The sequence below is a fragment of the Escherichia sp. WS547 genome (assembly GCF_046486065.1).
Lineage (GTDB): Bacteria > Pseudomonadota > Gammaproteobacteria > Enterobacterales > Enterobacteriaceae > Escherichia > Escherichia coli.
In genome coordinates, this window is sequence record NZ_JBJQMA010000006.1 from 103,912 (window position 1) to 125,806 (window position 21,895).

19 protein-coding genes are annotated in these 21,895 nt (G+C 51.8%); 13 read left to right on the forward strand and 6 right to left on the reverse strand.

Annotation, left to right across the window (positions count from 1 at the left end; genetic code table 11):
- Positions 1–4: 4 nt before the first annotated feature.
- The 3 genes from ACJHWK_RS07440 (at position 5) to ACJHWK_RS07450 (ending at position 4,815) form a co-directional block, all read left to right on the forward strand.
- A complete protein-coding gene (locus ACJHWK_RS07440; RefSeq protein WP_001522678.1) occupies positions 5–2,437 on the forward strand; it encodes a glycyl radical protein in 2,433 nt (810 codons plus the stop codon).
- A gap of 145 nt (positions 2,438–2,582) precedes the next feature.
- Complete coding sequence (gene ybiV, locus ACJHWK_RS07445; RefSeq protein WP_000114248.1) at positions 2,583–3,398, forward strand: sugar-phosphatase YbiV; 816 nt, start codon at positions 2,583–2,585, stop codon at positions 3,396–3,398.
- A gap of 151 nt (positions 3,399–3,549) precedes the next feature.
- A complete protein-coding gene (locus ACJHWK_RS07450) occupies positions 3,550–4,815 on the forward strand; it encodes a DUF1479 domain-containing protein (RefSeq protein WP_000168809.1) in 1,266 nt (421 codons plus the stop codon).
- Here the strand turns inward: ACJHWK_RS07450 and ACJHWK_RS07455 are convergent.
- Positions 4,782–5,942, reverse strand: coding sequence for a LacI family DNA-binding transcriptional regulator (locus tag ACJHWK_RS07455; RefSeq protein ID WP_000505359.1), 1,161 nt, complete (start codon positions 5,940–5,942; stop codon positions 4,782–4,784). The genes ACJHWK_RS07450 and ACJHWK_RS07455 overlap by 34 nt on opposite strands.
- Positions 5,943–6,179: 237 nt before the next feature.
- Here ACJHWK_RS07455 and ACJHWK_RS07460 point away from each other — a divergent pair, with 237 nt between their 5' ends.
- Positions 6,180–7,481, forward strand: a complete 1,302-nt coding sequence (locus ACJHWK_RS07460; protein ID WP_000077528.1) for an MFS transporter — start codon at positions 6,180–6,182, stop codon at positions 7,479–7,481.
- 14 nt (positions 7,482–7,495) lie between these two features.
- Positions 7,496–9,859 carry a TIM-barrel domain-containing protein gene (locus ACJHWK_RS07465; RefSeq protein ID WP_001522677.1) on the forward strand — a complete coding sequence of 788 codons (2,364 nt, stop codon included), beginning with the start codon at positions 7,496–7,498 and terminating at the stop codon, positions 9,857–9,859.
- Between the two features lie 179 nt (positions 9,860–10,038).
- On the opposite strand, the gene ACJHWK_RS07470 is transcribed toward ACJHWK_RS07465, so the two are convergent.
- The gene (locus ACJHWK_RS07470) at positions 10,039–11,634 is read right to left on the reverse strand and encodes an ABC-F family ATPase (RefSeq protein WP_001522676.1); all 1,596 of its coding nucleotides are present in this window, start codon (positions 11,632–11,634) and stop codon (positions 10,039–10,041) included.
- Between the two features lie 218 nt (positions 11,635–11,852).
- On the opposite strand from ACJHWK_RS07470, the gene ldtB reads away from it, so the two are divergent.
- Positions 11,853–12,773 carry a L,D-transpeptidase gene (gene ldtB / locus ACJHWK_RS07475; RefSeq protein WP_001056384.1) on the forward strand — a complete coding sequence of 307 codons (921 nt, stop codon included), beginning with the start codon at positions 11,853–11,855 and terminating at the stop codon, positions 12,771–12,773.
- 57 nt (positions 12,774–12,830) lie between these two features.
- Here the strand turns inward: ldtB and ACJHWK_RS07480 are convergent, their stop codons facing one another.
- Entirely contained in the window at positions 12,831–13,949 is a 1,119-nt protein-coding gene (locus tag ACJHWK_RS07480) for an anion transporter (protein WP_001522675.1), read from the reverse strand.
- Positions 13,946–14,413 carry a manganese-binding transcriptional regulator MntR gene (gene mntR / locus ACJHWK_RS07485; RefSeq protein WP_000091016.1) on the reverse strand — a complete coding sequence of 156 codons (468 nt, stop codon included), beginning with the start codon at positions 14,411–14,413 and terminating at the stop codon, positions 13,946–13,948. The genes ACJHWK_RS07480 and mntR overlap by 4 nt, the downstream gene beginning before the upstream one ends.
- A gap of 185 nt (positions 14,414–14,598) precedes the next feature.
- Here mntR and mntS point away from each other — a divergent pair, with 185 nt between their 5' ends.
- Both mntS and opgE read left to right on the forward strand, forming a co-directional pair.
- The gene (gene mntS, locus ACJHWK_RS07490) at positions 14,599–14,727 is read left to right on the forward strand and encodes a manganase accumulation protein MntS (RefSeq protein ID WP_001001761.1); all 129 of its coding nucleotides are present in this window, start codon (positions 14,599–14,601) and stop codon (positions 14,725–14,727) included.
- Positions 14,728–14,998: 271 nt separating this feature from the next.
- Entirely contained in the window at positions 14,999–16,582 is a 1,584-nt protein-coding gene (gene opgE, locus ACJHWK_RS07495; protein ID WP_001522674.1) for a phosphoethanolamine transferase, read from the forward strand.
- A gap of 48 nt (positions 16,583–16,630) precedes the next feature.
- On the opposite strand, the gene ompX is transcribed toward opgE, so the two are convergent.
- Both ompX and ACJHWK_RS07505 read right to left on the reverse strand, forming a co-directional pair.
- Positions 16,631–17,146, reverse strand: coding sequence for an outer membrane protein OmpX (gene ompX / locus ACJHWK_RS07500; protein WP_001295296.1), 516 nt, complete (start codon positions 17,144–17,146; stop codon positions 16,631–16,633).
- A gap of 52 nt (positions 17,147–17,198) precedes the next feature.
- Positions 17,199–17,264, reverse strand: a complete 66-nt coding sequence (locus ACJHWK_RS07505) for a protein YliM (protein ID WP_120795379.1) — start codon at positions 17,262–17,264, stop codon at positions 17,199–17,201.
- A 234-nt stretch (positions 17,265–17,498) separates the two neighbouring features.
- Between ACJHWK_RS07505 and rhtA the strand changes: the two genes are divergently transcribed.
- From rhtA to glnQ, 5 genes are all read left to right on the forward strand, one after another.
- Positions 17,499–18,386 (forward strand): threonine/homoserine exporter RhtA, encoded by an 888-nt coding sequence (gene rhtA, locus ACJHWK_RS07510; RefSeq protein WP_001295297.1) that lies wholly within the window; start codon positions 17,499–17,501, stop codon positions 18,384–18,386.
- A gap of 298 nt (positions 18,387–18,684) precedes the next feature.
- A complete protein-coding gene (dps, locus tag ACJHWK_RS07515) occupies positions 18,685–19,188 on the forward strand; it encodes a DNA starvation/stationary phase protection protein Dps (RefSeq protein ID WP_001522673.1) in 504 nt (167 codons plus the stop codon).
- Positions 19,189–19,591: 403 nt separating this feature from the next.
- Complete coding sequence (gene glnH / locus ACJHWK_RS07520) at positions 19,592–20,338, forward strand: glutamine ABC transporter substrate-binding protein GlnH (protein ID WP_170886152.1); 747 nt, start codon at positions 19,592–19,594, stop codon at positions 20,336–20,338.
- A 138-nt stretch (positions 20,339–20,476) separates the two neighbouring features.
- Complete coding sequence (gene glnP / locus ACJHWK_RS07525; RefSeq protein ID WP_001159065.1) at positions 20,477–21,136, forward strand: glutamine ABC transporter permease GlnP; 660 nt, start codon at positions 20,477–20,479, stop codon at positions 21,134–21,136.
- Positions 21,133–21,855: a glutamine ABC transporter ATP-binding protein GlnQ gene (gene glnQ / locus ACJHWK_RS07530; RefSeq protein ID WP_000569080.1), complete on the forward strand. Its 723-nt coding sequence runs from the start codon at positions 21,133–21,135 to the stop codon at positions 21,853–21,855. The genes glnP and glnQ overlap by 4 nt, the downstream gene beginning before the upstream one ends.
- The last annotated feature ends 40 nt before the right edge of the window (positions 21,856–21,895 follow it).

Consider the following 21,895-nt stretch of genomic DNA (forward strand, 5'->3'; position numbering starts at 1 on the left):
AACCATGACCACACTGAAACTGGACACGCTCAGCGATCGCATTAAAGCGCACAAAAATGCGCTGGTGCATATTGTGAAACCGCCGGTCTGTACCGAGCGCGCGCAGCACTATACTGAGATGTATCAACAACATCTCGATAAGCCGATCCCGGTACGTCGCGCGCTGGCGCTGGCGCATCACCTGGCGAATCGCACCATCTGGATCAAGCACGATGAGTTGATCATTGGCAACCAGGCAAGCGAAGTTCGCGCCGCGCCGATCTTCCCGGAATATACCGTCTCCTGGATCGAAAAAGAGATTGATGATCTGGCAGATCGTCCCGGTGCTGGCTTTGCGGTGAGCGAAGAGAACAAACGTGTTCTGCATGAAGTGTGCCCTTGGTGGCGCGGTCAGACGGTACAGGATCGCTGCTACGGCATGTTTACCGATGAGCAAAAAGGTCTGCTGGCGACCGGAATCATTAAAGCGGAAGGCAATATGACCTCCGGCGATGCGCACCTGGCGGTGAATTTCCCGCTACTGCTGGAAAAAGGTCTTGATGGTCTGCGCGAGAAAGTAGCGGAACGTCGCTCGCGCATCAACCTGACGGTGCTGGAAGATTTACATGGCGAGCAGTTCCTGAAAGCGATTGATATCGTGCTGGTGGCAGTCAGTGAACACATTGAACGTTTCGCTGCCCTGGCGCGTGAAATGGCCGCGACCGAAACCCGCGAAAGCCGTCGCGATGAACTGCTGGCGATGGCAGAAAACTGCGATCTTATCGCCCACCAGCCGCCGCAGACTTTCTGGCAGGCGCTGCAACTGTGTTACTTCATCCAGTTGATTTTGCAGATCGAATCTAACGGTCACTCAGTATCTTTTGGTCGTATGGACCAGTATCTGTACCCGTATTATCGTCGCGACGTTGAACTCAACCAGACGCTGGATCGTGAACACGCCATCGAGATGCTGCATAGCTGCTGGTTGAAACTGCTGGAAGTGAACAAAATCCGCTCCGGCTCGCACTCGAAAGCCTCTGCGGGAAGTCCGCTGTATCAGAACGTCACCATTGGCGGACAAAATCTGGTTGATGGTCAACCAATGGACGCGGTGAATCCACTCTCTTACGCGATCCTCGAATCCTGCGGTCGCCTGCGTTCCACTCAGCCTAACCTCAGCGTGCGTTACCATGCAGGAATGAGCAACGATTTCCTCGACGCCTGCGTACAGGTGATCCGTTGCGGCTTCGGGATGCCGGCGTTCAACAACGACGAAATCGTGATCCCGGAATTTATTAAACTCGGTATTGAACCGCAGGACGCTTACGACTATGCAGCGATTGGTTGTATCGAAACCGCCGTCGGTGGCAAATGGGGCTATCGCTGTACCGGCATGAGCTTTATCAACTTCGCCCGTGTGATGCTGGCGGCGCTGGAAGGCGGTCGTGATGCCACCAGCGGCAAAGTGTTCCTGCCACAAGAAAAAGCGTTGTCGGCAGGGAACTTTAACAATTTCGATGAAGTAATGGACGCGTGGGACACGCAAATCCGTTACTACACCCGCAAATCAATCGAAATCGAATATGTCGTTGACACCATGCTGGAGGAGAATGTGCACGATATTCTCTGCTCGGCGCTGGTGGATGACTGTATTGAGCGAGCAAAAAGTATCAAGCAAGGCGGCGCGAAATATGACTGGGTTTCTGGCCTGCAGGTCGGCATTGCCAACCTCGGCAACAGCCTGGCGGCAGTGAGGAAACTGGTGTTTGAACAGGGCGCGATTGGTCAGCAACAGCTGGCTGCCGCACTGGCGGATGACTTCGATGGCCTGACTCATGAGCAACTGCGTCAGCGGCTGATTAACGGTGCGCCGAAGTACGGCAACGACGATGATACCGTCGATACGCTGCTGGCTCGCGCTTATCAGACCTATATCGACGAACTGAAACAGTACCATAACCCACGCTACGGTCGTGGTCCGGTTGGCGGCAACTATTACGCGGGTACGTCGTCTATCTCCGCTAACGTACCGTTTGGCGCGCAGACTATGGCAACACCGGACGGGCGTAAAGCCCACACCCCGCTGGCAGAAGGCGCAAGCCCGGCTTCCGGTACTGATCATCTTGGCCCTACTGCGGTCATTGGCTCGGTGGGTAAACTGCCTACGGCAGCGATTCTCGGCGGCGTGTTGCTCAACCAGAAACTGAATCCAGCAACACTGGAGAACGAATCTGACAAGCAGAAACTGATGATCCTGCTGCGCACCTTCTTCGAGGTGCATAAAGGCTGGCATATTCAGTACAACATCGTTTCCCGCGAAACGCTGCTGGAGGCGAAAAAACATCCCGATCAGTATCGCGATCTGGTAGTGCGCGTCGCGGGCTATTCCGCCTTCTTCACCGCGCTCTCTCCAGACGCACAGGACGATATCATCGCCCGTACTGAACATATGCTGTAATCCCCTCAGCCCGGCGGCGGCGTCGCCGGGCCAAATCATTCACATCATCAATTTCAGCCTCGCTTTCATTCGAAATATAATTTGTGCTCTGCGTCACATTGTTATTACACTGTTACGGTTTCATTTTCGAGCCAGGAGCACACCTATGAGCGTAAAAGTTATCGTCACAGACATGGACGGTACTTTTCTTAACGACGCCAAAACGTACAACCAACCACGTTTTATGGCGCAATATCAGGAACTGAAAAAGCGCGGCATTGAGTTCGTTGTCGCTAGCGGTAATCAGTATTACCAGCTTATTTCGTTCTTTCCTGAGCTAAAGGATGAGATCTCTTTTGTCGCGGAAAACGGCGCACTGGTTTACGAACATGGCAAGCAGTTGTTCCACGGCGAACTGACCCGACATGAATCGCGGATTGTGATTGGCGAGTTGCTAAAAGATAAGCAACTCAATTTTGTCGCCTGCGGTCTGCAAAGTGCATATGTCAGCGAAAATGCCCCTGAAGCATTTGTCGCACTGATGGCAAAACACTACCATCGCCTGAAACCTGTAAAAGATTATCAGGAGATTGACGACGTACTGTTCAAGTTTTCGCTCAACCTGCCGGATGAACAAATCCCGTTAGTGATCGACAAACTGCACATAGCGCTGGATGGCATTATGAAACCCGTCACCAGTGGTTTTGGCTTTATCGACCTGATTATTCCTGGCCTGCATAAAGCGAATGGTATTTCGCGGTTACTGAAACGCTGGGATCTGTCGCCGCAAAATGTGGTAGCGATTGGCGACAGCGGTAACGATGCGGAGATGCTGAAAATGGCGCGTTATTCCTTTGCGATGGGCAATGCTGCGGAAAACATTAAACAAATCGCCCGTTACGCTACCGATGATAATAATCATGAAGGCGCGCTGAACGTGATTCAGGCTGTGCTGGATAACACATCCCCTTTTAACAGCTGACCTCTCTACCGGAGCCATGCGCTCCGGTTTTCCCTTCTTTTTACATCCTGTACATCACATCAAATCATTAAACTTGCATTAACTTATTTATAACTTATATTGTCACATGCAAATCATTATAGTTTCGAATGAAAGTTAATGCGAGGTGGTTATGGCTTCTACTTTTACCAGCGACACATTGCCTGCCGATCACAAAGCAGCTATCCGTCAGATGAAGCACGCGCTGCGGGCGCAGCTTGGCGACGTCCAGCAGATCTTTAATCAGCTAAGCGATGACATTGCCACGCGAGTGGCTGAAATCAACGCACTCAAAGCACAGGGCGATGCCGTCTGGCCGGTGCTGTCTTATGCCGATATCAAAGCAGGTCATGTTACTGCAGAGCAGCGCGAACAGATTAAACGTCGCGGTTGTGCGGTGATAAAAGGCCATTTCCCCCGCGAACAAGCGCTAGGCTGGGATCAGTCGATGCTGGACTATCTGGACCGCAACCGCTTTGACGAGGTCTACAAAGGCCCCGGCGATAATTTCTTCGGGACGCTCAGCGCTTCACGTCCCGAGATTTACCCCATCTACTGGTCGCAGGCGCAAATGCAGGCCCGCCAGAGTGAAGAAATGGCGAATGTGCAGTCGTTTCTCAATCGTCTGTGGACATTTGAAAGTGATGGAAAGCAATGGTTTAACCCGGATGTGAGCGTCATCTACCCTGACCGTATCCGCCGCCGTCCGCCCGGAACGACCTCCAAAGGTCTTGGAGCGCATACCGACTCCGGGGCGCTGGAACGCTGGCTGCTTCCAGCGTATCAGCACGTTTTCGCCAACGTCTTTAATGGCAATCTGGCGAAATACGATCCCTGGCATGCGGCACATCGTACGGAAGTTGAAGAGTACACGGTGGACAACACCACCAAATGTTCCGTGTTTCGGACATTCCAGGGCTGGACAGCGCTCTCTGATATGCTGCCTGGTCAGGGGCTGCTGCACGTCGTGCCCATTCCTGAAGCCATGGCGTACGTACTGTTACGTCCGCTGCTTGATGATGTGCCGGAGGATGAACTGTGCGGCGTAGCGCCCGGAAGAGTATTGCCGGTATCAGAGCAATGGCATCCACTGTTGATTGAGGCGTTAACCAGCATTCCAAAACTCGAAGCCGGAGACTCCGTCTGGTGGCACTGCGACGTCATCCATTCCGTTGCCCCCGTTGAAAATCAACAGGGCTGGGGCAACGTGATGTACATTCCTGCGGCACCGATGTGCGAGAAAAATCTTGCCTACGCGCACAAGGTGAAGGCCGCACTGGAAAAAGGCGCATCGCCGGGCGACTTCCCGCGCGAGGACTATGAAACAAACTGGGAAGGACGCTTTACGCTTGCCGACCTCAACATTCACGGTAAGCGAGCGTTGGGAATCGACAGCTGAGTGTCGTACAGCCCTTCCCGTTCCACGGCGGTGTTCCCTTTTCCTGGGCGAACCCGCCGCACTGACTCCCGCACCGCCAATCGTCCGTGCAGCAGCAGCGAGCCCACCGGAGCATCCGGGCGAATCAGCCGCTGTTGCAACATTTGCACCGCTTCATTGCCTAGCTCATCGCGTGGCACATGCACAGCCGTCAGGGGAACATCCTCGATTGCCGCAAGGTTAAAGCCGTCGATACTCATCACCGAGACATCCTGTGGTACGCGCAGACCACGACGATGTAGCGCATTTACCGTTCCCGCCGCCATAAAATCCCCGCCGACCAGAAACGCCGTCGGCAACGTCTTGCCATTGGCGGCATCCAGCCACGCTCCGACCTTTTCTTCCGCTTCTTTAGCGCTAAAACTGCTGATATTCAGCAAATGACGGTCATGGTGAAAGGCCAGATTATGCTGACGCCATGATTCTTTAATCCCTGCAAACCGCTGCTCCATAGTGTAGCGGCGCAGGCACATCACATTCATCACCTCCCGGTGACCCATTTCAAACAGATAGCGGGCGGCGAACGCGCCAATTAACCGATGGTCCGGCGCAATCGCCGGGAGGCGCATTCGTTCATCACGGCAGTTGATCAGCACACAAGGCTTAGCGAGATCGGCGGCCAGATCATGGATGTGCGGATCGTCAATCCCCAGCAGGATCGCCGCCTGCGTATCTGCTTCATTCATCCGCGAGAGAAATAGCGCGGGATCGCTGTCAAACTCCTCCAGCGCGCAGTAACGCAGCCGCACTTCATGCGGCGATAACGCTTTGCTGATGCTCTGGATCACACGGTAATAAAAGATATCAGATCGTTGGTCAAAAGCGCGTTGCGGCGCGAAAATAATCAGGTTGTTCAGCAACATACGACCTGCTGCCATGCCATCCATCACGCCCAACTCACGCGCGCAGGCCAGCACCTGTTCGCGAGCGCGTGCACTGGTATTCGCTTTGCCAGCCAGCACCCGCGAAACCGTACTCGGCGATAGCCCGGTACGTGCGGCGATATCGGCGATTTTCAGCTTCTTGTCCATTTTGTGATCTGCCTCTAATTCGGAAATGACAGAATTTTCATGAGCAAAAAAGCCCATTCTGTCTGGCATTAAATCCATTTCAGTAATGTATATCAGTCACTCATGGAAAAACGTGCACAAAACCCGCTTTCTTTCGCTTTTAGGGTCTCTTACTGTGAATTGGTAGAACAACTTCCATACAAAAATAATGGAAAAACGAACAATAAAGACTTTATTTATCAAAAAGTTAAAAGTGGTGTGACAACTCCATTCTGACGTTGCCACACAAACCCTATACCATTCTGTGGAGTGCATATGAGTCAGGGTATCAATAACGATATGACTGCCAGTAAACCGCGCCATATCGTCAAAAATCTGCGTTGGTGGATACTGGTCCTTTTTTTGCTCGGTGTTACTGTCAACTACATCACGCGTAACTCGCTGGGTATTCTCGCCCCCGAACTGAAAAGCAACCTGGGGATTACCACCGAACAATATTCCTGGATTGTAGGTGCTTTCCAGCTCGCCTATACCCTATTCCAACCGTTGTGTGGATGGCTGATTGACGTCATTGGCCTCAAACTGGGCTTTATGATCTGCGCGGGACTGTGGGCGCTGGCCTGTCTGATGCATGCGGGGGCGGGAAACTGGGTACATCTGGCGCTGTTGCGCTTCTTTATGGGCGGTGCGGAAGCCGCGGCAACCCCAGCAAACGCCAAAACCATCGGTGAATGGTTTCCAAAATCAGAACGCCCGATCGCCGCAGGCTGGGCAGGCGTCGGTTTTTCCATCGGTGCCATGCTGGCCCCACCGATTATCTATTTTGCCCACGCTTCATTCGGCTGGCAGGGTGCATTTATGTTCACTGGCATCCTGGCGATGCTGTGGGTGGTGCTGTGGTGGGCGTTCTATCACAACCCGGATAAGCATCCTAACCTCAGCAAAGCCGAGCTGGACTTTATCCGCCAGGATAACGAAGCGCCCCCTGTCAAGTTACCCTTTCTGACCGCACTGAAAACCGTAGGCAAAAATAAACGCTTTTACGGTATCGCTATCCCGGCCTTTATGGCAGAACCGGCGTGGGCGGTGATGAGTTTCTGGGTTCCGCTATACCTGTCCAAAACCTATGGCATGGACCTGAAGCAGATCGCATTATTCGCCTGGTTGCCGTTCCTCGCCGCTGATCTTGGCAGTATTGCCAGCGGCTATCTGACCAAACTTTACACCCGCCTGTTTGGGCTGAGTCGTGTGAACTCCGTTGTCGCATCATCGGTCAGTGGCGCATTCCTGATGGTTTCGCTGGCGGTGATGGCCTTTACCAATAACCCGTATATCGCCATCGTCCTTATTTCCATCGGCGGCTTCGGTCACCAGATCATCTCCTGCATGCTGAGCGCACTGGTGGTGGAATCCTTCGACAAAGGTCAGATGGCCACTGTTAACGGCATGCGCGGTTCTGCCGCGTGGATCGCAAGTTTCCTGTTCTCCCTGATTATCGGGGTTACCGCTGACAAAATCGGCTTTAACCCCCTGTTTATCGCCATGGGCTTCTTTGACCTGATTGGTGCTTTCTTCCTGGTCACCTTTATTGCTGAACGTCGCGCAAAACGCGCCTGAGAGTGGATGTAAACATGAAAACGCTGAAAAACTGGACCCTGCACAAACAGTCTGCCCACCACGTTGAACTGCTGGTCGATGGCCAGCATATCCTGTGCCTGTACGTGCTGGAAGAAAATCTGTTCCGCGTGCTGTTAAAACGCAAAGGCGAGCTGGCGCTGGATCGCACCTGGAGCATTGCTCCGGCGCAGGATGTGCCATGGGAAGGGCGCAGCCGCGAAGATCTCAGCGGCTTTAGCCTGCCCGCGTGGACATTGATCCAGCACGACGACACCGTGGTTATCGCCACCGAGTCACTGCGTGCCACCGTTCACCAGCCGCTGTGGCTGGAGTGGCACTATCGTAACAACGAAGGCGAATGGCTGCCGTTGGTGAATGACCGCCCGACCAGCGCTTATCTGCTGAATGCCCACGGCGACGGCGTGGCGCACTATCAGAGCCGTCGTAAAGATGAACGCTTTTATGGCCTCGGAGATAAAGCCGGCGACCTGCAACGCAACGGTAAACGTTACGAGATGCGTAACCTCGACGCGATGGGCTACAACGCCGTGAGTACTGACCCGTTGTACAAACACATTCCATTCACCATCACCCGCCGCGATGACGTTAGCTTCGGCCTGTTTTATGACAACCTCAGCAGCTGCTGGCTGGATCTGGGCAACGAGATCGACAACTACCACACCGCCTATCGCCGCTGGCAGGCGGAAGCGGGTGATATCGACTACTACCTGTTTACCGGCGAACGCGTACTTGATATCACCAAAGCCTTCGTACGCCTGACCGGCAAAACCCTGTTCGGACCGAAATGGAGCCTGGGCTACAGCGGTTCAACTATGCACTACACCGATGCGCCGGACGCACAAAATCAGTTGATGAACTTTATCCGCCTGTGTGAAGAACATGCGATTCCCTGCGATTCGTTCCAGCTCTCTTCCGGTTATACCTCAATTAACGGCAAGCGCTATGTGTTCAACTGGAATTACGACAAAGTGCCGCAGCCGAAAGTGATGAGCCAGGCATTTCACAATGCTGGTTTGCACTTGGCCGCCAATATCAAGCCGTGCCTGTTGCAGGATCACCCACGCTATAACGAAGTGGCAGAAAGAGGACTGTTCATCCGTGATTCAGAAACAGATGAACCAGAACGTTCCAGCTTCTGGGATGACGAAGGTTCTAACCTCGACTTTACTAATCCGCAGACCATCCAGTGGTGGCAGGAAGGCGTGACCACACAGCTTCTGGAGATGGGTATCGACTCCACCTGGAACGACAACAACGAATTCGAAGTATGGGACGGTGAAGCACGCTGTCACGGCTTTGGTCAGACGATCGCGATCAAACATATTCGCCCGGTGATGCCACTGCTGATGATGCGAGCCTCGATGGAAGCCCAGCAACGTTTCGCTCCGGAAAAACGTCCGTACTTGATCTCCCGCTCCGGCTGCGCGGGAATGCAGCGCTATGTGCAGACCTGGAGCGGCGATAACCGCACTAGCTGGGACACTCTGCGCTACAACACCCGCATGGGTCTGGGGATGAGCCTCTCCGGGCTGTATAACCTCGGTCACGACGTCGGCGGTTTCTCCGGTGATAAGCCGGACCCGGAACTGTTTGTACGCTGGGTACAAAACGGCGTGATGCATCCGCGCTTTACGATTCACTCGTGGAACGATGACCATACCGTAAACGAACCGTGGATGTATCCGGGCGTCACTCCGGCGATCCGCAGCGCTATTGAGTTGCGCTATCGCCTGCTGCCCTACTTTTATACCCTGATGTGGCAGGCATACGCCGATGATGAACCAATGCTACGTCCGACTTTCCTTGACCACGAGCACGATGTTCAGACTTTTGAAGAGTGTGATGACTTCCTGCTTGGTCGCGATATTTTGGTTGCCAGCGTCGTAGAGCAAGGCGAGCGCCAGCGCCGTGTATGGCTGCCAGATAACGAAACTGGCTGGTACGATTTCTACAACGGCGAATGGTTCAGTGGCGGTCAGTGGATCACCCTCGACGCACCGCTGGAGAAACTGCCGCTGATGGTGCGTGCCGGGGCTGGTCTACCGCTCAGCAAACGCATCACCTATGTGAGCGCAGAACAAGACGATACCCGCGAACTGAAACTGTTCCCGCTGAAAGGTGTGGGCACAACGTCCGGCCTGCTGTTTGAAGACGATGGCGAAAGCTGGGGCTACCAAACTGGTAATGCGCTTTGGGTGGAATGGGAAATGGTTTGCGATGGGGCGACCATCAACCTGAAAGTCAACGCGCGCGGGGATTATCGACCTGCATGGAGTGCACTGAAAGTGTCATTACCAGTGGAAGAAAAACGCACGCTGCTGGTCAATGGTGTTGAAGGGAGTGAATGGATGCGTTAAATCATTACCGGGGCCGGGAGGCGACTGCGCCTTACCCGGTCCAGCCATCGAATCCTTTACCTCAGTATTTCACGCTGCAGGAAGGCAGCAAACCTGTAAACCCCGGGAGCTTAAATAAGTAAGTGACCGGGGTGAACAGGTGAAGCCAATGCATCTGCCGCATGAAAGACGGCGGGGAATTAACCGTCGATCCCTTTACTACGCAGATAATCTTCGTAATTACCGCTAAAGTCGATCACGCGTTCCGGGGTGATTTCCAGAATGCGGGTCGCCAGGGAGCTTACAAACTCACGGTCGTGAGAAACAAAGATCAGCGTGCCCTGATACAGTTCCAGCGCCATGTTCAGCGACTCAATGGATTCCATATCCAGGTGGTTGGTCGGTTCGTCCATGATCAGAATGTTCGGCTTCTGCATCATTAACTTACCAAACAGCATCCGCCCTTTTTCTCCACCGGAAAGCACTTTCGCTGGCTTTTTGATGTCGTCCTGGCTGAACAGCAAACGACCGAGAATGCTGCGTACCGCCTGCTCGTCATCGCCTTCCTGCTTCCACTGGCTCATCCATTCGAACACGGTCAGATCATTTTCGAACTCATATTCATGGTCCTGGGCGTAGTAACCAATGCGTGCGTTTTCAGACCATTTTACGGTGCCGCTGTCCGGTTGCAGAGCGCCCACCAGCGTTTTCAGCAGCGTTGATTTACCGACGCCGTTGGTACCCAGTACCGCAAGTTTTTCACCGACCTCCAGCAGCAGGTTGAGATTTTTAAACAGCGGACCGTTATCAAACCCTTTGGTCAGACCTTCCACTTCCAGCGCGTTACGGAACAGTTTCTTATCCTGTTCAAAACGGATGAACGGGTTCTGACGGCTGGAGGCTTTCACCTCTTCCAGTTTGATTTTATCAATCTGGCGCGCGCGCGAAGTTGCCTGGCGAGATTTCGAGGCGTTGGCACTAAAGCGGCTAACGAAAGATTGCAGCTCAGCAATCTGCGCCTTCTTCTTGGCGTTATCAGCCAGCAGACGTTCACGCGCCTGGGTCGCCGCCGTCATGTACTCATCGTAGTTGCCCGGATAAACGCGCAGCTCGCCGTAATCCAGATCCGCCATGTGGGTACAAACCATGTTAAGAAAGTGACGGTCGTGCGAGATGATGATCATGGTGCTGTCACGCTCGTTCAGCACCTGTTCCAGCCAGCGAATGGTGTCGATGTCGAGGTTGTTGGTCGGTTCGTCGAGCAGGAGAATGTCCGGATCAGCAAACAGCGCCTGCGCCAGCAGCACACGCAGCTTCCAGCCAGGAGCAACTTCACTCATCGGGCCGTAGTGCTGTTCCACTGGAATTCCCACGCCAAGCAACAGTTCACCGGCGCGAGCTTCCGCAGAGTAACCGTCCATTTCGCCGTATTTCACTTCCAGATCGGCCACTTTATAGCCGTCTTCCTCACTCATTTCCGGCAAAGCATAGATGCGGTCACGCTCCTGCTTCACTTCCCACAACTCTTTATGCCCCATGATCACCGTATCCAGCACAGTGAACTCTTCAAAGGCAAACTGATCCTGACGCAGCTTACCAATGCGCTCGTTGGGATCGAGGGAAACGTTACCCAACGTCGGCTCTAAGTCGCCGCCGAGGATCTTCATAAAGGTGGATTTACCACTACCGTTCGCGCCAATCAGGCCGTAACGGTTGCCGCCGCCAAATTTGACGGAAATGTTTTCAAACAACGGCTTACTGCCGAACTGCATGGTGACGTTACTGGAAACTAACACAGGCGTATCCTGAAAAGAGATATGACAAACCGCGCATTATGCCATAAGTCTGAAAGAAGATCCTGCTCCTCGCTTAAGGTCTACACTCAAGCCAAAGGCAAAAAATGTGATTTCGTACACATCTGATTTCACTGTGAGCTGGAATGAACTTATAATGCGCTTCCAATACTCTAATATTCTCAACCCAATGGCCTGCCAGGCACAAAATCTCGCTTAACATGAATATGAAATTGAAAACATTATTCGCAGCGGCCTTCGCTGTTGTCGGCTTTTGCAGTACCGCCTCTGCGGTAACTTATCCTCTGCCAACCGACGGGAGTCGCCTGGTTGGTCAGAATCAGGTGATCACCATTCCTGAAGGTAACACTCAGCCGCTGGAGTATTTTGCCGCCGAGTACCAGATGGGGCTTTCCAATATGATGGAAGCGAACCCGGGTGTGGATACCTTCCTGCCGAAAGGCGGTACTGTACTGAACATTCCGCAGCAGCTGATCCTGCCGGATACCGTTCATGAAGGCATCGTCATTAACAGTGCAGAGATGCGTCTGTATTACTATCCGAAAGGGACCAACACCGTTATCGTGCTGCCGATCGGCATTGGTCAGTTAGGCAAAGACACGCCTATCAACTGGACCACCAAAGTTGAGCGTAAGAAAGCAGGCCCGACCTGGACGCCGACCGCCAAAATGCACGCAGAGTACCGCGCTGCGGGCGAACCGCTTCCGGCGGTCGTTCCGGCTGGTCCGGATAACCCGATGGGGCTGTATGCACTCTACATCGGTCGCCTGTATGCTATCCATGGCACCAACGCCAACTTCGGTATCGGCCTGCGTGTAAGTCATGGTTGTGTGCGTCTGCGTAACGAAGACATCAAATTCCTGTTCGAGAAAGTACCGGTCGGTACCCGCGTACAGTTTATTGATGAGCCGGTAAAAGCGACCACCGAGCCAGACGGCAGCCGTTATATTGAAGTCCATAATCCGCTGTCTACCACCGAAGCCCAGTTTGAAGGTCAGGAAATTGTGCCAATTACCCTGACGAAGAGCGTGCAGACAGTGACCGGTCAGCCAGATGTTGATCAGGTTGTTCTGGATGAAGCGATCAAAAATCGTTCCGGGATGCCGGTTCGTCTGAATTAATCGTCAAAACGTAAAACAAAGGCGGACTCATCATCCGCCTTTTTTATTTGCCAGACCCTACCAGGCCGGGATCATAACCAACAAAACGTATCCCACCAGCGCCGCCCACAACAGCATCGGTATTGAATAGAGATGGAAACGCCACCAGATACGGCGATCGTTCGCCATCCGTAACGCAATCAAATTTGCCAGCGATCCGGGTAATAAACCAAAGCCCCCCACGTTTACCGCCCATGCCAGCAGCAACGACGGCGGCACATAGTTCAGCAACAATATGGTACTCGGCACGTTACTGATCACCTGCGATAAACCGATTGCCGTTAACCATAACCCGGGTTCAGATAAATGACTCACGTTACCCAACACGCCTTGCAACGCTGGAAGCTGGATCAGTAAATGGACGTCGATAAACATCGCCATAAACACCAGCAGCAGCGTCCAGTCCACACTCAACACCACGCGACGTGCCAGCAGCGCAAAGCCCGCCGCCACAATCACCAGTCCCCACAGCTCTTGTTTTAACTCCAGCGCCGTCAGAAAGACGATATACAGCCCCAGACAACTCCACACCAGCCGCGGTTTCCACTCCGGCGTTTGCGCCCCCGTATGGTATTGCAGCGCCTTTCCAGGGAAACAACACCAGCACAGGAGCAGGAGCGTCAGCATCATTGCGCCAGCCAGTGGTGCCATTTGGGCAATAAATCCGGCAAACGAAAGACCAGAACGTCCCCAGATAAGAATATTTTGCGGGTTGCCAATTGGCGTCAGTAGCGAACCAGCGTTGACTGCCAGCGCTTCAAAAATAATCAGCCGATTAACCGGGATCTCACACAGTCTTTTTAGCGTGATAGTCAGCGGAACAACAATAAACAGCGCGACATCGTTGGTCAGAAAGGTAGAAAGCAGCGCCGCCGCCAGCACCATAAACATCGCCAGCCGACGCTCCGTAGCAAAGCGGCGCACCATTTTGCGCCCCAGCACATCAAAATAACCGCTTAGCTCCACACCTTTAGTCAGCAGCATCAGGCCGCTTAAGGTGATGATGGTGTGCCAGTCGATAGCAGCAGGCCAGGATTTCGGTGCAAAGGGAACAAAAAAACTTAATCCGACGCCAACAAGAATTAATAACTGAAAAAAAGGATCGCCTTGCAGCGTGCGTAAAAAAGGCAGGCTCATTTGGCACCGTGTTTCTGGGTAAACAAACGAAAGGCATCCAGCGTCTCTTCACTAACATGGTGCTCCATGCCTTCCGCGTCGCGACGGGCAATTTCCGGACTGACGCCCAACACCAACAAGAAATTTTCGACTATCTGATGTCGCTCGCGGCTTTCCTGCGCCAGCTTCTCTCCTTCTGCCGTTAAAAACACGCCACGCCAGGGGATCATTTCAATCAGCCCCATAGTTGCCAGTCGCTTAAGCATTTTAGCCACCGTCGGTTGCGAAACTCCCAAACGAGCAGCCATGTCTACCTGACGAGCTTCCCCCACTTCCCTGATCAAGTCAGAAATCAGCTCAACGTAATCATCAATAAGCTCGCGCCTATGCGCCTCTCTGACCTGGCGGAACCCTTCAACGTGCTCTTCCACGTTCACTAACTGCGTCACTTTTTTTGCTGTTGGCGTACCTGCGCGACGACTCATTGTGCTTCCTCATTATGGTGACGCATACCTAGCGTTCTCATTTCGTGCGCACATTGTAAACCAGAGTTGCGAAGGTACAAAAAATTAACGTTTTAGTAATAGCTATATAATATAGCCTGTGCTATATCTGTATGTAATGCAATCATCCCTCAAGGATCGACGGGATTAGCAAGTCAGGAGGTCTTATGAATGAGTTCAAGAGGTGTATGCGCGTGTTTAGTCATTCTCCCTTTAAAGTACGGTTAATGCTGCTCTCTATGTTGTGCGATATGGTCAACAACAAACCGCAGCAAGATAAACCTTCCGATAAATAGCGGCGTCGCGGTACGCCGCTTCACTCCTGCTTTTATGCAGGCACAACGCGTTTTGGTCTGAAAAACCCCACTTTTTGTCGGATTTGCAATCTCCTTCGCAAAAGATTTGTTCGTCAGTAGTTGACCTGAACGGCGGCTCGCTCTATCTTCTTGCAGCCCTGCGTATATTGCGGCTCGCGGATGCGGACCCCTTTCCCCTCTTCACGCACTCTTGCAGGTATTGACCCTTGACGCCAGGGTAAGCACATGGCGTTTGTTACGATAGTGGCATATGAATTTAACCCTCAAAGAATCGCTTGTTACCCGTAGCCGGGTATTTAGCCCGTGGACTGCGTTCTACTTTTTACAGTCGCTATTAATTAACCTCGGCTTAGGTTATCCCTTCAGTTTGCTCTACACCGCTGCGTTTACGGCTATGTTGCTTTTGCTATGGCGAACATTGCCTCGCGTACAAAAAGTTCTGGTCGGTGTCAGTTCGCTGGTGGCGGCTTGTTATTTCCCTTTTGCTCAGGCCTACGGCGCGCCTAATTTCAATACATTGCTGGCATTGCACTCCACCAATATGGAAGAGTCGACCGAAATCCTGACGATTTTTCCGTGGTACAGCTACCTGGTCGGCTTATTTATTTTTGCGCTCGGCGTAATAGCAATCAGGCGAAAAAAAGAGAATGAAAAAGCGCGCTGGAATACCTTCGACAGCCTGTGTCTGGTATTCAGTGTGGCGACATTTTTTGTTGCTCCCGTGCAAAACCTGGCCTGGGGTGGCGTATTTAAACTGAAAGATACTGGCTATCCGGTATTTCGTTTTGCTAAGGATGTCATCGTCAATAATAACGAGGTGATTGAAGAGCAAGAACGGATGGCAAAACTGTCCGGAATGAAAGATACCTGGACGGTCACTGCCGTTAAGCCGAAGTATCAGACCTATGTGGTGGTGATCGGTGAAAGCGCGCGTCGCGATGCCCTCGGTGCCTTTGGCGGTCACTGGGACAATACCCCGTTTGCCAGCAGCGTTAACGGTTTGATATTTGCTGACTACATTGCCGCCAGTGGCTCCACGCAGAAATCGCTTGGCTTAACGCTCAATCGCGTAGTCGATGGCAAACCACAGTTTCAGGATAACTTTGTCACCCTGGCAAATCGCGCGGGCTTCCAGACCTGGTGGTTTTCCAACCAGGGCCAAATCGGCGAATACGATACCGCCATCGCCAGCATCGCCAAACGTGCAGATGAAGTGTACTTCCTGAAAGAAGGTAATTTTGAAGCAGATAAAAACACGAAAGACGAAGCGTTACTGGATATGACCGCTCAAGTGCTGGCGCAAGAGCACTCGCAACCGCAGCTGATTGTTTTACATCTGATGGGCTCACATCCGCAGGCCTGCGACCGAACACAAGGCAAATACGAAACCTTTGTGCAATCGAAAGAAACGTCGTGCTATCTCTATACCATGACGCAAACAGACGATTTACTGCGCAAGCTGTACGATCAGTTACGCAACAGCGGCAGCAGCTTCTCGCTGGTTTACTTTTCTGACCACGGTCTGGCTTTTAAAGAGCGCGGCAAAGACGTGCAATACCTTGCCCATGATGATAAATATCAGCAAAATTTCCAGGTGCCTTTTATGGTCATTTCGAGCGACGATAAAGCGCATCGGGTGATTAAAGCCCGCCGCTCTGCCAATGACTTCTTAGGCTTTTTCTCCCAGTGGACGGGAATTAAAGCGAAGGAAATTAACATCAAATACCCGTTTATATCTGAGAAGAAAGCCGGGCCGATATACATCACCAACTTCCAGTTACAGAAGGTGGATTACAACCATCTCGGAACCGATATTTTCGACCCGAAACCTTAAAAACAAAAATCCGCCCCGAGAGGCGGATTTTTTATATCAACGAAGTGATTAGAAGCGGTAACCAACACCGGCAATCCAGGTGCCTACGTCAACGCTACGAATACGGCTCTGCTCGTAAGAGAAGTCCAGAGCAACGTTTTCCATCGGGTTGAACTGCAGACCAGCACCGTAGGAGAAACCGTAGTCGCTGGTGTCGTGTTTGTAGGTCGGGTATTCAGTGGTCTGGAATTTACCATAACCCACACCCACTACACCGTAGATGCTTGCCCAGTCGTTAATGCGGTAAGCCGGACCAGCAGTGATGCCGTAGTACTGGTTTTTGTTGTAGTCACCAGAGCTTGCAGTACGGCTTTTCTCGGTGTAAGTGAAAGAACCGATCACACCCAGCGGGCTGTTGTCTTCTTCATAGCGGTATTTCAGGTTGAAACCGCCCATTTTGTTCATTTGGCCCTGAGCGTCGCTCTGTGCGTAACCGCCAGTTACGGTAGAAGTCGCAGCTACGGAAGTACCTGCGGTGAAAGCCAGAACTGCGGCCAGTGCTGAAAGACATGCAATTTTTTTCATAACCACCTCAAATGTGATTCAAATAAGTCCTAAGTTTTAAATATATCAAAAATTAATGGGAAACTCTTCGCGATTTGTGATGTCTAACGGGCCATTTCATGTAACAGAACGTTTCCATACACCGCTATCCATCTAAATTTAAATCACTTTTTCAGAGAACTGCGTAAGTATTACGCATGTTTTCCCTGTCATTCATCCAGATTATTCCTAATCACCAGACTAATGATTCCATCAATCCTGGCGCATTTTAGTCAAAACGGGGGAAAATTTTTTCAACAAATGCTCAACCAGCATTGGGTATATCCAGTACACTCCACGCTTTACTTAAGTCTAGATATTTGTGGGAGAAAGGATGCCTGGTTCATTACGTAAAATGCCGGTCTGGTTACCAATAGTCATATTGCTCGTTGCCATGGCGTCTATTCAGGGTGGAGCCTCGTTAGCTAAGTCACTTTTTCCTCTGGTGGGCGCACCGGGTGTCACTGCGCTGCGTCTGGCATTAGGAACGCTGATCCTCATCGCGTTCTTTAAGCCATGGCGACTGCGCTTTGCCAAAGAGCAACGGTTACCGCTGTTGTTTTACGGCGTTTCGCTGGGGGGGATGAATTATCTTTTTTATCTTTCTATTCAGACGGTACCGCTGGGTATTGCGGTGGCGCTGGAGTTCACCGGACCACTGGCGGTGGCGCTGTTCTCTTCTCGTCGCCCGGTAGATTTCGTCTGGGTTGTTCTGGCGGTTCTTGGTCTGTGGTTCCTGCTACCGCTGGGGCAAGACGTTTCCCATGTCGATTTAACCGGCTGTGCGCTGGCTCTGGGGGCCGGGGCTTGTTGGGCTATTTACATTTTAAGTGGGCAACGCGCAGGAGCAGAACATGGCCCTGCGACGGTGGCAATTGGTTCGTTGATTGCAGCGTTAATTTTCGTGCCAATTGGAGCGCTTCAGGCTGGTGAAGCACTCTGGCACTGGTCGGTTATTCCATTGGGTCTGGCGGTCGCTATTCTCTCGACCGCTCTGCCTTATTCGCTGGAAATGATTGCCCTCACCCGTTTGCCAACACGGACATTTGGTACGCTGATGAGCATGGAACCGGCGCTGGCTGCCGTTTCCGGGATGATTTTCCTCGGAGAAACACTGACACCCATACAGCTGCTGGCGCTCGGCGCTATCATCGCCGCTTCAATGGGGTCTACGCTGACAGTACGCAAAGAGAGCAAAATAAAAGAATTAGACATTAATTAAATTTACATTTCTGCATGGTTATGCATAACCATGCAGAATTTCTCGCTACTTTTCCTCTACACCGTCTTTATATATCGAATTATGCAAAAGCATATTTATTCCGAAAATTCCTGGCGAGCAAATAAATAAGAATTGTTCTTATCAATATATCTAACTCATTGAATCTTTATTAGTTTTGTTTTTCACGCTTGTTACCACTATTAGTGTGATAGGAACAGCCAGAATAGCGGAACACATAGCCGGTGCTATACTTAGTCTCGTTAATTACTGGGACATAACATCAAGAGGATATGAAATTATGAGTACCGCTAAATTAGTTAAATCAAAAGCGACCAATCTGCTTTATACCCGCAACGATGTCTCTGACAGCGAGAAAAAAGCAACAGTAGAGTTGCTGAATCGCCAGGTTATCCAGTTTATTGATCTTTCTTTGATTACCAAACAAGCGCACTGGAACATGCGCGGCGCTAACTTCATTGCCGTACATGAAATGCTGGATGGCTTCCGCACCGCACTGATCGATCATCTGGATACCATGGCAGAACGTGCAGTGCAGCTGGGCGGTGTAGCTCTGGGGACCACTCAAGTTATCAACAGCAAAACCCCGCTGAAAAGTTACCCGCTGGACATCCACAACGTTCAGGATCACCTGAAAGAACTGGCTGACCGTTACGCAATCGTCGCTAATGACGTACGCAAAGCGATTAGCGAAGCGAAAGATGACGACACCGCAGATATCCTGACCGCCGCGTCTCGCGACCTGGATAAATTCCTGTGGTTTATCGAGTCTAACATCGAATAAATCCATCGCTGATGGTGGAGAACTTTAGTACCCGATAAAAGCGGCTTCCTGACAGGAGGCCGTTTTGTTTTGCAGCCCACCTCAACGCACTTATTTAGTGCATTCATCTGCTATCTCCAGCTGATTAAGTAAATTTTTTGTATCCACATCATCACACAATTGTTACATAAAGATTGTTTTTTCATCAGGTTTTACGCTAAATAATCACTGTGTTGAGTGCACAATTTTAGCGCACCAGTTTGGTGCCCCAGAATGGTGCACCTTCAGGGTATTGCCCTATAAATCGTGCATCACGTTTTTACCGCATCTCGATAAATCAATGAGTTGCAAAACTGGCACGATTTTTTCATATATGTGAATGTCACGCAGGGGATCGTCCCGTGGATAGAAAAAAGGAAATGCTATGAAGTCTGTATTAAAAGTTTCACTGGCTGCACTGACCCTGGCTTTTACGGTTTCTTCTCATGCCGCGGATAAAAAATTAGTTGTCGCGACGGATACCGCCTTCGTTCCGTTTGAATTTAAACAGGGCGATAAATACGTGGGCTTTGACGTTGATCTGTGGGCTGCCATCGCTAAAGAACTGAAGCTGGATTACGAACTGAAGCCGATGGATTTCAGTGGGATCATTCCGGCACTGCAAACCAAAAACGTCGATCTGGCGCTGGCGGGCATCACCATTACCGACGAGCGTAAAAAAGCGATCGATTTCTCTGACGGCTACTACAAAAGCGGCCTGTTAGTGATGGTGAAAGCTAACAATAACGATGTGAAAAGCGTGAAAGATCTCGACGGGAAAGTGGTTGCTGTGAAGAGCGGCACTGGCTCCGTTGATTACGCGAAAGCAAACATCAAAACTAAAGATCTGCGTCAGTTCCCGAACATTGATAACGCCTATATGGAACTGGGCACCAACCGCGCAGATGCCGTTCTGCACGATACGCCAAATATTTTGTACTTCATCAAAACCGCCGGTAACGGTCAGTTCAAAGCGGTAGGTGACTCTCTGGAAGCACAGCAATACGGTATTGCGTTCCCGAAAGGTAGCGACGAGCTGCGTGACAAAGTCAACGGCGCGTTGAAAACCCTGCGCGAGAACGGAACTTACAACGAAATCTACAAAAAATGGTTCGGTACTGAACCGAAATAATAACGCTACGCCTGTAAGGCGCACTGGCAGTTCCCTCTCCCCTCTGGGGAGAGGATTAGGGTGAGGGGCGCAAACCCGCTCCGGGGCCATTAATTACCCTGAATTTGATTATTTACACCACGGTAACAGGAACAACATATGCAGTTTGACTGGAGTGCCATCTGGCCTGCCATTCCGCTTCTGATTGAAGGTGCCAAAATGACCCTGTGGATCTCGGTCCTCGGTTTGGCTGGCGGTCTGGTGATCGGATTGCTGGCAGGTTTTGCACGCACCTTCGGTGGTTGGATAGCCAACCACGTCGCGCTGGTCTTTATTGAAGTGATCCGCGGCACACCTATCGTCGTCCAGGTGATGTTTATCTATTTCGCCCTGCCGATGGCGTTTAACGACTTACGCATCGACCCGTTTACTGCGGCGGTGGTCACCATCATGATCAACTCCGGCGCGTACATTGCGGAAATCACGCGTGGTGCGGTGCTGTCTATCCACAAAGGTTTTCGTGAAGCAGGACTGGCGCTTGGTCTTTCACGTTGGGAAACCATTCGCTACGTCATTTTACCGCTGGCACTGCGTCGTATGCTGCCGCCGCTGGGTAACCAGTGGATCATCAGCATTAAAGACACCTCGCTGTTTATTGTTATCGGCGTGGCGGAACTGACCCGTCAGGGGCAAGAAATTATTGCCGGTAACTTCCGCGCCCTTGAGATCTGGAGCGCCGTGGCGGTGTTCTATCTGATTATTACCCTGGTGCTGAGCTTTATTCTGCGTCGTCTGGAAAGAAGGATGAAAATCCTGTGATTGAATTTAAAAACGTCTCCAAGCATTTTGGTCCAACCCAGGTGCTGCACAATATCGATTTGAACATTGCTCAGGGCGAAGTCGTGGTGATTATCGGGCCGTCCGGTTCCGGTAAATCGACCCTGCTGCGCTGCATCAACAAACTGGAAGAAATCACTTCCGGCGATCTGATTGTTGATGGCCTGAAGGTTAACGATCCGAAAGTTGACGAGCGCCTGATTCGCCAGGAAGCAGGTATGGTGTTCCAGCAGTTTTACCTCTTCCCGCATCTGACGGCGCTGGAAAACGTCATGTTTGGTCCGCTACGCGTGCGTGGCGCGAACAAAGAAGAGGCGGAAAAACTGGCGCGTGAGCTGCTGGCGAAAGTCGGTCTGGCAGAACGTGCACATCACTACCCTTCCGAACTTTCTGGTGGTCAACAGCAGCGTGTGGCGATCGCACGCGCGCTGGCGGTGAAGCCGAAAATGATGCTGTTTGATGAACCGACTTCCGCTCTTGACCCGGAACTGCGCCATGAAGTGCTGAAGGTTATGCAGGATCTGGCTGAAGAAGGGATGACGATGGTGATCGTGACACACGAAATCGGTTTTGCCGAGAAAGTAGCTTCGCGCCTGATCTTTATCGACAAAGGCCGGATTGCGGAAGATGGCGATCCGCAGGTGTTGATCAAGAACCCACCGAGCCAGCGCTTGCAGGAATTTTTGCAGCACGTCTCTTAACTTCTCAGCCTCCCTTTCCCCCGAAAGGGAGGCACACCAG

Bases quoted from the DNA above. Each gene is read 5' to 3' on its own strand.
- ldtB (WP_001056384.1), top strand. From the start codon at position 11,853: ATGAATATGAAATTGAAAACATTATTCGCAGCGGCCTTCGCTGTTGTC.
- ACJHWK_RS07460 (WP_000077528.1), top strand. From the start codon at position 6,180: ATGAGTCAGGGTATCAATAACGATATGACTGCCAGTAAACCGCGCCAT.
- rhtA (WP_001295297.1), top strand. From the start codon at position 17,499: ATGCCTGGTTCATTACGTAAAATGCCGGTCTGGTTACCAATAGTCATA.
- ACJHWK_RS07480 (WP_001522675.1), bottom strand. From the start codon at position 13,949: ATGAGCCTGCCTTTTTTACGCACGCTGCAAGGCGATCCTTTTTTTCAG.
- dps (WP_001522673.1), top strand. From the start codon at position 18,685: ATGAGTACCGCTAAATTAGTTAAATCAAAAGCGACCAATCTGCTTTAT.
- ACJHWK_RS07450 (WP_000168809.1), top strand. From the start codon at position 3,550: ATGGCTTCTACTTTTACCAGCGACACATTGCCTGCCGATCACAAAGCA.
- glnP (WP_001159065.1), top strand. From the start codon at position 20,477: ATGCAGTTTGACTGGAGTGCCATCTGGCCTGCCATTCCGCTTCTGATT.
- mntS (WP_001001761.1), top strand. From the start codon at position 14,599: ATGAATGAGTTCAAGAGGTGTATGCGCGTGTTTAGTCATTCTCCCTTT.
- ACJHWK_RS07465 (WP_001522677.1), top strand. From the start codon at position 7,496: ATGAAAACGCTGAAAAACTGGACCCTGCACAAACAGTCTGCCCACCAC.
- mntR (WP_000091016.1), bottom strand. From the start codon at position 14,413: ATGAGTCGTCGCGCAGGTACGCCAACAGCAAAAAAAGTGACGCAGTTA.
- ACJHWK_RS07455 (WP_000505359.1), bottom strand. From the start codon at position 5,942: ATGGGCTTTTTTGCTCATGAAAATTCTGTCATTTCCGAATTAGAGGCA.
- opgE (WP_001522674.1), top strand. From the start codon at position 14,999: ATGAATTTAACCCTCAAAGAATCGCTTGTTACCCGTAGCCGGGTATTT.
- ompX (WP_001295296.1), bottom strand. From the start codon at position 17,146: ATGAAAAAAATTGCATGTCTTTCAGCACTGGCCGCAGTTCTGGCTTTC.
- ybiV (WP_000114248.1), top strand. From the start codon at position 2,583: ATGAGCGTAAAAGTTATCGTCACAGACATGGACGGTACTTTTCTTAAC.
- ACJHWK_RS07440 (WP_001522678.1), top strand. From the start codon at position 5: ATGACCACACTGAAACTGGACACGCTCAGCGATCGCATTAAAGCGCAC.
- glnH (WP_170886152.1), top strand. From the start codon at position 19,592: ATGAAGTCTGTATTAAAAGTTTCACTGGCTGCACTGACCCTGGCTTTT.